Genomic DNA, 273 nt, shown 5'->3' with positions numbered 1-273 from the left:
TGGCTGCAGAACCAAAAAACTTACTACTGGTGTAGTAGCTCCAATTGATTTGCTGGTCATACGCTTCCCGTGCTTGTTTATCCTTATTACGCATACCTGTTTCATTGACGCTTTCAAGTCCTTTCAGATGTTCCTGCTCTTTCCGGATTTCATCTTTTAGCCGCTGTCTTTTATGCCGATTTGCAGGCGTATTTTCCGGTATATCTGCCAATTGTTTTTGCTTTTGAGCGATAGAATCTTCCTTATTCCTCTTCATTTCAGGCAGCTTGGAAA

General features: G+C 41.8%; 1 protein-coding gene. It reads right to left on the bottom strand.

Annotated elements, in window-relative coordinates; translation table 11 throughout:
- The coding region (locus ACTHS4_RS11965; protein WP_440365995.1) for a hypothetical protein at positions 1 to 273 on the bottom strand (273 nt) is incomplete at both ends.

Source organism: Neisseria sp. P0014.S009 (assembly GCF_051958155.1).
GTDB classification, from domain to species: Bacteria; Pseudomonadota; Gammaproteobacteria; order Burkholderiales; family Neisseriaceae; genus Neisseria; species Neisseria flavescens_C.
This window is presented reverse-complemented; position numbering and strand designations above follow the sequence as displayed.